Here is an 8869-nt window from a genome sequence, read left to right on the forward strand (position 1 = left end):
TCGTGACCCGGGTCGTCTTCCTGCTGGTCCCACAGCTGCACCTGCTGGACCTCGCCGGGCCGGCTCAGGTCTTCTCCAGCGTCGCCGACCTCGGGTACGACTATCAACTGCACTACGTCGCGGAGCGCGAGCAGGTGCCCACCGTGCAGGGCGTACCGCTGGTCGCCGACACCCGGTGGCCCGAGCTGGCCCCGGACGACCTGGTGATCGTGCCCGGTTGGCGGCCGGCGGCGCACGGGCCGCAGGGGCCGGTGTCACCCGGCGACCTGCGGCGGCTCGCCGCGCACCACGCTGCCGGTGGCACGGTGGCCAGTGTCTGCGCCGGGGCGTACGCGCTCGGGCGGGCCGGGCTGCTCGACGGCCGACGCTGCACCACCCACCACGAGGTGCAGGACGACCTGGCCCGCCGGCATCCGGCGGCCCAGGTCGTGCGCGACGTGCTGTACGTGGTGGACGACCGTGTGGTCACCTCGGCGGGTATCGCCAGTGGCATCGACGTGGCGCTGCACCTGGTGGCGACCCGGCACGGCCCGGCGACCGCCGCGAAGATCGCCCGCACGCTGGTCGTCTACGCCCGCCGCAACGGGCACGAGCCGCAGGCCAGCGCGTTGATGCGGCACCGCTCACACCTGTCCGACTCGGTGCACCGGGTGCAGGATCTGATCGACAGCCGGTACGCCGAGCCCCTGCCGCTGGCCGAACTGGCCGCCGCCGGCGGTGTGGCCGAACGAACCCTGACCCGGCTCTTCCGGGCGAGTACCGGCCTCACTCCGCTCGGCTACCAGCAGCTGCTCCGGGTGGAACGGGCCGAGCACCTGATCGGGCACGGCACCACAGTGGAAGCCGCCGCGCGGGCGGTCGGCTTCACCGATGCCCGGATGCTGCGCCGCCTGCGAGCCCGCCCCACGAGGTCGGATCCGGTCTCGAGCGGTAGTAGTCGTCCCGGGAGTGGAACTCCACCGGCAACGAGCCGGGCAGCGTGATCCGGGTGTCCCCGGCGAGCAGACCGGGGCCGGCCCGCAGCAGCAGCACGTCGCGCTCCTGGGCCGAGAGGTCGACCAGTTGTGGACGGTTGAGCCGGAACATGGCCACCGCCCGGCGGACCTGCCGGGCCAGCGCCACGACCTCGGCGGTCGTTCCGCTGAGGGCCAACGCCGGCTGCTGAATGGTGCGCAGCGCGTCGCAGACGATCAGCAACTGCGCCGGGGCGTCCGGCGCGCTCGTCGGCAGCTCCAACCGGGACGGCCACTGCCAGCGGATCTGACCGCTCATCAGGCCGTTCAGTCGAGCCGGCGGTCGGGCCAGGTGCGTGCCGTCGGTGACCAGCGACAGCTGCGAGCCACTGCCCACCCAGCAGATCCGCTGGTCGGTGACGGTCACCGCGACCGGCTCGGGCATCTGCCAACGGCGGCGCACCTCGCTGGGCCCGAGCAGGTAGCCCGCGACCAGCAGCCGGTGTCGCCCGAGCAACCGTTCGCCGGGCATCGGTCGCAGGTTGTAGCGGCGGTCCAGGGTCGGGCCCACGTCGTCGTCGGGGGCGTCGAACCGGTGGGGACCGATGAAGAAGGGGGACGCGTCGGCGTGCATCGTCACGACCTTCCGGTCAGCTGGCTGTGTACTGAAGCCTTCCGGACCGGAGCGCCCCTGTCATGACGCCTGTTAGGGGGTCGGCCGGTCGTGTGTCGCCTGTGACCGGTAGATGCCGATCTCCTCCGGGCGGACGAGACCGTCCTCGATCGCACGGGCGAGTAGTGCCGCCTTTGTGGCGGCTGGTCGCCCCGCCCGGGTGTACTTGATCCGCGCCCGGTCGACGTACTGCTTCACGGTGTGCTCGCTGATCTGCATCCGCCGAGCCACCGAAGCCTTGGACATCGACTGGAACCAGAGCAGCAGCGCCTCACGCTCCTTGTCGGACAACATCGGCCGGTCCGGTCGCGGGTCGCCGACCATGGCACCGGCCAGCGCCGGCGGTACGTACGGGCGGTCGCTCGCGGCGGCCAGCACCGTTTCCACGCAGTGTTCCCGGCCCTCGTGTTTGGCCAGGAACGCCACCGCCCCGGCGTCCAGCGCGGCGAGCATCGTCTGCGGGTCGGTGTGCTCCGAATAGACCACCACCCGCCTGCCGGCGGCGCTCAGCTCGGCCAACTTGTCCAACGCCATCCGACCGTGCAGCCGCAGGTCGAGCAGGATCACATCGGCGTGCGGCGCCGCCCGCAGCACCGCGTCCGGGTCGTCGCCGGTGGCGAGCACCGTCAGGCGCGGTTCGGTGGCGAGCCAGGCGCGGACCCCCTCGACCACCACCGGGTGGTCGTCGACGATCGCCACCCCGACCGGCCGATCGCCGGTCACCGCCGCCACCGGGTCTGCGCCCATCTGATGTTCCCGTCCCGTTCGTAGAGGTACTGCACCGGCCCGTCGTCGTGCTCCCCGGGGGGCGGGCCGGTCGACTCCGGTCCCTCCCGGTCCGGCGTGACGAGGCTGACCACCACCTCGTCCGGGCCGGAGACCACTGTCAGTCGCGCCCATTCCCGGGCGTCGGCGAGGGTGCCGGTGAGCGGGTCGGCCAGCCGGCGGCGGACCTCCACCGGCAGCGGAGGCGGGGTGCCGATGGTGACCAGGTCGATCGGGAGACCGTTGCGTTCGGCCAGGTCGGCGGCGGCTCGCAACTCGTGCAACAGCGGGTCGGGCACATCGTCGGACTCGGCGATCAGCCGGCGCAGCCGGGCGGCGGCCAGCATGCACCGGCGCTGCACCTCCGGGTCGTCCGGGTCAGCCTGGCCGCCGGCCAGGTCCCCGAGGACCCGCCCGGCCGCCGAGCTGACCAGAGCGAGCCGGTCCCGGCGTTCCCGAAGGCCCCGCTCGGCGGCATCCCGCTCCGCGGCCATCGCGTGACCGGCGACCGAGACGGCGGCCCGTTCCCGAGCCAGGCCGACGATGACCGTGCTGCCCACGAAGACCGCCACCGGCAGGGAGAACGTGCCGTAGACGTACATCACGTAGCGCGCCACGTCGGCCGGATCGGGGCCGTGCACGAGCACGGCGACCAGCGCGATCAACGCGTGCGTGCTGAGGAGCGCGATCAGCCCCACGACGCGCCGACCCCACACCGCCAGCACGAAGAACCAGCCGAGCGTGCCCCACACCCAGTTGGCGGCGGTGAACAACTGCCGCTCACCGGCGGCGGCGAAGACGGCCGCGTCGACGACCAGCAGCAGCCCGGCCAGCGGCCACGGCGGCAGTGGCGAGCCTTGCAGCAGTCGTACCCCGGCCACCGCGCCGGTCACGGCGACCAGGATCCAGGCGCCGAGCACCACCGCTGGCGCGGCGAACTCCGCGCGGGCGGACAGCACCGCCGGTAGCGCGATCGCGACGTGCCAGGCCAACGCGATGGCGACGGCGGCGATCCGGGCACCCCGGTCGGACGCGTGCGCCACGGCGGCCGGCGCGGCGAGCGTGGCGGGGGAGTCCGGCTCGCGGGGGGTCGGGACGCTGGTGCGGTTCGGTGCTTCCGGCGCGTCGGTGGGGTGCGCCGGGGTGTTCAGGTCAGCCGACACCGGGCCACTCCAGTCGAATCCGGGTGCCCGCGCCGACGGCCGAGTGCACGACGGCCCGCCCACCGACCGTCGCCATCCGGCCGCGGATCGACTCGCGCAAGCCGTACCGGTGGGGTGGGACGGTGGACAGGTCGAAGCCGGGGCCGTCGTCGGCGACCTCGACCACGACGCCTATCGCGTCGCGGCTCAGCCGCAGCGTGGCCCCGGCGCCCGGCGCGTGGCGGACCACGTTGGACAGTGCCGCGTAGGCGCTCTCGCTGATCGCGTCGGCCACCCCGACGGGGACCGTGCAGGACGCCAGGTCCAGCCGTACCGCAAGCTCGGGCAGCCGGCCGACCATCAACCGCAACCGCCCGTCGAGCGGCACCGGGCCGTCGCCGGCCACCGGGCCGACGTCGGTGAGCGAGACGAGGGTACGCAGGTCGGCCGCGCACCGGTCCCGGAAGACGACCGACGGTCCGGCCACCGCGCCCAGCCCCACCATGGTCAGCGTCCCGAGCACGGTGTCGTGCAGGTCGCGGTTCTGCTGGCGTTCGGCCTCGCGGGCGGCGCGCGCGACCAACGCCTCCCGGGTCATCCGCTGGTGTTCGACGAAGGCGCGGTCCGCCCGGCCGATGCGCCGGCGCATGACCGCCGTCATCATCGCCGTGCAGGCGGTCTGCGCCAGTAGCGTGGCCGCGTGGGCCCGAGCTTCGATGGGGTTGCCGGCGGCCTGCGCCCCGGTCACGTAGGTGGCTATCACGAGTAGTCCGGCCGGGATCGACCAGCGTGCCGAGGTCGTGGCCTGTGTGTTGATCACCGTGGTGCTGGCCAGCACGGCGATCCAACTGCCCTCGCCGGGCAGCACCTCGGGCGCCACCAACACCGGGATGAGAAGGCAGGTCAGCGCGGTGACCGCCACGTCACCGGCGACGAGGCCGGGGCCGATGCCGTGGCGCAAGGCGCGGTGCGCATACCAGAGAGACCAGCCGGTCAGCACTGCCACGGCGGGCAGCAACACCGCCTGCTCCACCGGCGGGGTCTGCACCGACACGGCCACCGCCGCGCCGAACAGCCCGCAGCTCAGCCGCAGCAGCGCTGGCAACGTGGTGAAGATGAGGCCCAGGGCCCCGCCGGCCGGATTGTCCAGCGTGGGCGGCGGCACGGTTGGGGTGGCAACGGCCGGCATCGGGAAGTGTCCTTCCGACAACGACCCGGTCCGGGTCCACACGGCGTAGATCGACATCGGACAATAGCATGGGGGCCGTGGCGGAGTGATCCTATGTGTGCGGAGTGTCGCTAATGTGTCACTCTGTGCTGCGGGGCTGAAGGAGGTCCCAACGGTTGCCATAGAGATCGACGAACACCGCTACCGAACCGTACGCCTCGTGCCGCGGTTCCTCCAGAAAACGGACCCCGGCCGCCACCATCCGGGCGTGGTCCCGAGCGAAATCCTCCGTGTAAAGAAACAGCCCGACCCCGCCGCCGGTCTGGTCGCCGATCCGAGCCTGCTGCTCGGCGCTGCTCGGCCGGGCCAGCAGCAGGGCAGTCTCCCTGGCCCCCGCCGGGCGGACCACCACCCAGCGTGAACCGTCCGGTCGGGCGGTGTCCTCCACCAGCTCGAAACCGAGGTCGCCGACGTAGAAGTCGATCGCCTCGTCGTACTCCCTGACCAGCAGCGCGACAAGTCCCAGATGTGCCATTCGGCCATTCTGCCGGCGGACGCCCCGAGCCCAGCCGGCGACGTCCCCACCGGTCACCAGCGTCACGCCGCGGCCCGGCCGGCCGGAACCGGACGCGTCCGTCGTCCGTCTCATCCCCGGGTGGAAGGTGGTGAGCTGGATGCGTTCGTCTCGTACGGCACTGGCGGTGGCACTGCTCGGCATGGCGCTGGGTGGTTGCGGTGGCACGGAGCTCGGACCGGGTGGGGCGGACGAGCCCGCTCCGGCTCAGATCGTCGATGGGTGGACCTCCTGCGCCAAGGAGGCGCCCCGGGCCGGCGAAATGATCACGGAGACGTCGCCGCCGGCAGTGAAGGAGCCGACCATCGGTCGCATCGACCCGGCGTTCACCCCGGTCGCGGCGGTGATCTGTGGGCGCGAGATCCGGCCGGGCCCCAACGGCGGCCAGGAGCAGATTGCCACCGAGCGACGCGCCGAGCAGATCGCACCGCTGCTCACGGCGCTGCGCCTGCCCAGCGAGCAGACCGGCGGGGAGGTCGCCTGCACCCTCGACATGGTCATCCCGCCGTGGCTGGCTCTGCTCGACGAGCGGGGGCGCTGGCTGCGGCCCCACATCCCGACGGACTCCTGCGGCAAGCCACGCGGCGAGGTGATGGACGCCCTGGCCGAGCCGACGTGGACCACGGTGGACACCCGTACCATCCGGCAGATCGAGTCCGCGGCGGCCGAAGCCGCCGGATGCGCCCAGCAGTGGAAGGATCTGGTGTGGGCAGACATCCGGAACGGTAACCCCGGGTCGGCCGGGCCGGGCACCCGCCCGGCCGCGGGGCCGCTGCGCCTCTGCGTGTACCAGGTGCCCGCGTCGCTTCAGGACGGCGAGAAGCCGCCGGGCGACTTCGTGTACGGCGGACCGCTGCCAGCCGAGCGCCAGGCGGGCGTGCTCCGGGCACTGTCCAACCGCCGGGCGGTGGTCGACTGCGCCACCCCGGCGACCCGCTTCGCGGTGCTGCGCCCACTCGACGGGAGAGGCCCCGACCGGCACGTGGAACTCGACGGCTGCCGACGGTTCCTGGTCGCTTCAGCGACGGGTGGGGCGCAACTCGGCCAGGGCGACGACGCGCTGGTCGCCCTGCTGGGGCCCGTCTAACGTCGGAGGTACGCGCTACCGTCCCGGCCATGGCAGCTCGGATCTCCCTGACCCTCGACTCCACCGACGCACAGGTGCTCGCCGCCTTCTGGAAGACGGCCCTGGGCTACATCGACGAACCACCACCACCGCCCTTCGCCACCCGCGAGGAGTGGCACGCGCAGTTCGACCTGCCGGAGGACGACCTTCCCGAGCATGGCGCGTGGCTGTGCGACCCGGACGGCGTCGGCCCGTACCTCTCCATCCTCAACGTGCCCGAGCCCAAGACGGCGAAGAACCGGCTCCACATCGACATCCGGGTGCCCGGCCACGGCAGCCCCGACGAGCGGTGGGCGCGGATCAGGGCCGAGGCCGAACGGCTGACGCAGGCCGGCGGACGGGTCCTGGCAGAGTTCGGCCAGGAACACGTGGTGATGGCCGACCCGGAGGGCAACGAGTTCTGCGTGGCGGTAGCCTCAGCCTGAGCACGCCGTCACCAGCTGTCCGGGCGGTCGAGATCGCGGGCCGGCTGGTACCCGCCGAGGATCGCCAAGCCCTCCGCCTCGGTGTAGCCGTTTCCCCGACCCTTGCGGAACGCCTCGACGTGGCAGGGCTTGACCACCATCTCCAGCACGTCCCTGCCTTGCCGGCGGGCCCGGTAGGGGCCGGCGACAAGATCTCCGCGCCGGGCGTCGTCGCCGGCCGGGGCGAGTTGCGCCCGAACGGTCAGCCAACGGCCGGATGCGTCACCGACCACCAGGGAGCCCTCGACGAAGGAGTCCCGCGCCGACCGGCCGAGCGTGACCGAGCACTCCAGCAGCCGTCCGTCGGGCGGCAGCGACTCCAGCCGGAACGGCACGACGCAGCGGTGGGCACCGTCGAACCGGACCCGAGGTGCGAGCGAACGCGTACTCCTCGAACGTCACGCCCTATTGACGCCGTAGGCCGGCCAGCCCGTAGACACCCGGCGGGAACTTTCTGCCGGGCAGGGCCGTCGTGACGCGCCTACCTGTCGCTGACGTAGATGCCCCGCTGCGGCACGTCATCACCGGGTTGCGCGCTAGAGCTGTTGGACGATCTGGACCGGGTTGCCGTCCGGGTCGGCCGTCCAGGCGATCAGCAGGCGATCGAGCCACCGATGCGGTGCGGCCAGTGCTGGCGCGCCGTTCGCCGTGAGTTCGGCGTACGCGGCGGCGGTGTCGTCGGTCCAGAGGATCACCGCGGCCCGCTGGCCATGGGGTACGGGGTCGAGCCCGTGATCGTCGCGGGTGGAGGCCACCGAGGCGACGCCGATCTTGTAGCCGTCGAGGACGAGATCGATGTGGATCGGCTCGCCCTCGGCCGGCACCCGGAAGGTCTCAGTGAAGCCGAGACCGGCGTAGAACTCGGCGGCGCGGGAGACGTCCTCGCTGAAGAGGATCACCTGCGGGGTGCGGAACATCGACACGGCCCGACGCTATCAACGCAGTGCTGGTGCTGGTGCTGGTGCTGAGCGCCAGGAGACAGCTGTGCGCCAGCGGGGCTATCTCCGTCCTCGGAGAAAATCTATGTTCGAAGCGCTAGACATTCGCACCGTCATCAACTAGCGTTTCTGTGGTCGAGAACAGAGCCAACAAAGACGCTGACGTTGCCGCCCCGCACGAGGGCGAAGGAGTGGGGCCAAGGATCTTGCAAGCCCTGCTCAGCTCGGCGGCAGAGATTTGCCGCAGTTCGGCAGTGCGCAGGAATGCGTGTGACAGCGGGTGGGGCCAACGCTTGTTCAGGGCTTCACCCGAGGTGAGAAGAGTTCGTCGTACGTGTCGGGGCCATGAAGTTGCGTGGGGCTCGGACACCGACGGACAGCACGGAGTGCAGCAGAGGAAATCAGAGGCAAGGGAGGGCATTACACCGTTGGATCGCCCGCAGCCAGTCGCACTTGTGGGCTGGGCGCGGACACCGCAGTTTCCCTCGAACGAGAGGTGGTCTCCGGTCACGCTTATGCGATCCTCGCACCCGAAGCCGTCACTGACGGCCGGTGTGGACAAGACAAGCCGACGTTCTGTCGGTAGATGGTGTTCCTGACCCACAACCCTTGGGCCCCGGTGCTTCCGAGCACCGGGGCCCTCGTGATGGAGGTTCCATGGCTCAACCCGACGACATGCTCGACGATGAGGACTACCCCGCCTACACGATGGGCCGCGCCGCCGAGATCATCGGCTGCTCGCAGGATTTCCTACGCCGACTCGGCGACGCGAAACTGATCGACCCGCAGCGCTCCGGTGGAGGGCACCGCCGCTACTCCCGCTACCAACTGCGCCTTGCCGCGCGAGCTCGGGAGATGTGCGACCAGGGCACGGACATTGCCTCGGCCTGCCGGATCATCATTCTTGAGGACCAACTCGAAGAGGCCCTTCGACGCAATGAGCGCCACCAGCAGGGCTGAGCAAACCCTCCGCGCGGGCCTGGCCGCACGGTGAAGCCGAGCGCCATACGGTCCCTCCCCTCAGGGCAGGGGCCGTCTGTCGTCTCGGGAAAGGTCTCGGTCATCT

The 8869-nt window shown here is 71.6% G+C and carries 11 protein-coding genes; 4 read left to right on the plus strand and 7 right to left on the minus strand.

The window, feature by feature from the left end:
* Positions 1-2: 2 nt before the first annotated feature.
* On the plus strand, positions 3-983 hold the full coding sequence (locus ACFYP0_RS22150; protein WP_356978319.1) for a GlxA family transcriptional regulator: 981 nt from the start codon (positions 3-5) through the stop codon (positions 981-983).
* Here ACFYP0_RS22150 and ACFYP0_RS22155 read toward each other — a convergent pair.
* The 5 genes from ACFYP0_RS22155 to ACFYP0_RS22175 form a co-directional block, all read right to left on the minus strand.
* A complete protein-coding gene (locus ACFYP0_RS22155; RefSeq protein ID WP_386997419.1) occupies positions 865-1587 on the minus strand; it encodes a hypothetical protein in 723 nt (240 codons plus the stop codon). The genes ACFYP0_RS22150 and ACFYP0_RS22155 overlap by 119 nt on opposite strands.
* Before the next feature lie 72 nt (positions 1588-1659).
* The gene (locus ACFYP0_RS22160) at positions 1660-2373 is read right to left on the minus strand and encodes a response regulator (RefSeq protein WP_091405585.1); all 714 of its coding nucleotides are present in this window, start codon (positions 2371-2373) and stop codon (positions 1660-1662) included.
* Positions 2346-3554 carry a hypothetical protein gene (locus tag ACFYP0_RS22165; RefSeq protein ID WP_208740879.1) on the minus strand — a complete coding sequence of 403 codons (1209 nt, stop codon included), beginning with the start codon at positions 3552-3554 and terminating at the stop codon, positions 2346-2348. The genes ACFYP0_RS22160 and ACFYP0_RS22165 overlap by 28 nt, the downstream gene beginning before the upstream one ends.
* On the minus strand, positions 3544-4722 hold the full coding sequence (locus tag ACFYP0_RS22170) for a sensor histidine kinase (protein WP_124854241.1): 1179 nt from the start codon (positions 4720-4722) through the stop codon (positions 3544-3546). Before ACFYP0_RS22170 ends, ACFYP0_RS22165 begins: the two co-directional genes overlap by 11 nt.
* Positions 4723-4840: 118 nt before the next feature.
* A complete protein-coding gene (locus ACFYP0_RS22175; protein ID WP_124854235.1) occupies positions 4841-5236 on the minus strand; it encodes a VOC family protein in 396 nt (131 codons plus the stop codon).
* A 139-nt stretch (positions 5237-5375) separates the two neighbouring features.
* Here ACFYP0_RS22175 and ACFYP0_RS22180 point away from each other — a divergent pair, with 139 nt between their 5' ends.
* Together ACFYP0_RS22180 and ACFYP0_RS22185 are read left to right on the plus strand one after the other, a co-directional pair.
* Positions 5376-6362, plus strand: coding sequence for a hypothetical protein (locus tag ACFYP0_RS22180; RefSeq protein ID WP_124854236.1), 987 nt, complete (start codon positions 5376-5378; stop codon positions 6360-6362).
* Positions 6363-6391: 29 nt separating this feature from the next.
* Complete coding sequence (locus ACFYP0_RS22185) at positions 6392-6826, plus strand: VOC family protein (RefSeq protein ID WP_124854237.1); 435 nt, start codon at positions 6392-6394, stop codon at positions 6824-6826.
* 8 nt (positions 6827-6834) lie between these two features.
* Here ACFYP0_RS22185 and ACFYP0_RS22190 read toward each other — a convergent pair whose 3' ends face one another.
* Positions 6835-7200, minus strand: coding sequence for a hypothetical protein (locus ACFYP0_RS22190; RefSeq protein ID WP_244218801.1), 366 nt, complete (start codon positions 7198-7200; stop codon positions 6835-6837).
* A 201-nt stretch (positions 7201-7401) separates the two neighbouring features.
* Positions 7402-7782, minus strand: a complete 381-nt coding sequence (locus ACFYP0_RS22195) for a VOC family protein (RefSeq protein WP_244218802.1) — start codon at positions 7780-7782, stop codon at positions 7402-7404.
* Positions 7783-8460: 678 nt separating this feature from the next.
* On the opposite strand from ACFYP0_RS22195, the gene ACFYP0_RS22200 reads away from it, so the two are divergent.
* Positions 8461-8763, plus strand: a complete 303-nt coding sequence (locus ACFYP0_RS22200) for a MerR family transcriptional regulator (protein ID WP_124854239.1) — start codon at positions 8461-8463, stop codon at positions 8761-8763.
* The last annotated feature ends 106 nt before the right edge of the window (positions 8764-8869 follow it).

Origin of the sequence: Micromonospora arida, from assembly GCF_042873195.1 — a bacterium.
Classification (GTDB): Bacteria; Actinomycetota; Actinomycetes; order Mycobacteriales; family Micromonosporaceae; genus Micromonospora; species Micromonospora arida.

Coding starts and splice junctions, on each gene's coding strand:
- ACFYP0_RS22185 (WP_124854237.1), top strand. CDS start 6,392: ATGGCAGCTCGGATCTCCCTGACCCTCGACTCCACCGACGCACAGGTG.
- ACFYP0_RS22160 (WP_091405585.1), bottom strand. CDS start 2,373: ATGGGCGCAGACCCGGTGGCGGCGGTGACCGGCGATCGGCCGGTCGGG.
- ACFYP0_RS22200 (WP_124854239.1), top strand. CDS start 8,461: ATGGCTCAACCCGACGACATGCTCGACGATGAGGACTACCCCGCCTAC.
- ACFYP0_RS22170 (WP_124854241.1), bottom strand. CDS start 4,722: ATGCCGGCCGTTGCCACCCCAACCGTGCCGCCGCCCACGCTGGACAAT.
- ACFYP0_RS22155 (WP_386997419.1), bottom strand. CDS start 1,587: ATGCACGCCGACGCGTCCCCCTTCTTCATCGGTCCCCACCGGTTCGAC.
- ACFYP0_RS22180 (WP_124854236.1), top strand. CDS start 5,376: ATGCGTTCGTCTCGTACGGCACTGGCGGTGGCACTGCTCGGCATGGCG.
- ACFYP0_RS22195 (WP_244218802.1), bottom strand. CDS start 7,782: ATGTTCCGCACCCCGCAGGTGATCCTCTTCAGCGAGGACGTCTCCCGC.
- ACFYP0_RS22175 (WP_124854235.1), bottom strand. CDS start 5,236: ATGGCACATCTGGGACTTGTCGCGCTGCTGGTCAGGGAGTACGACGAG.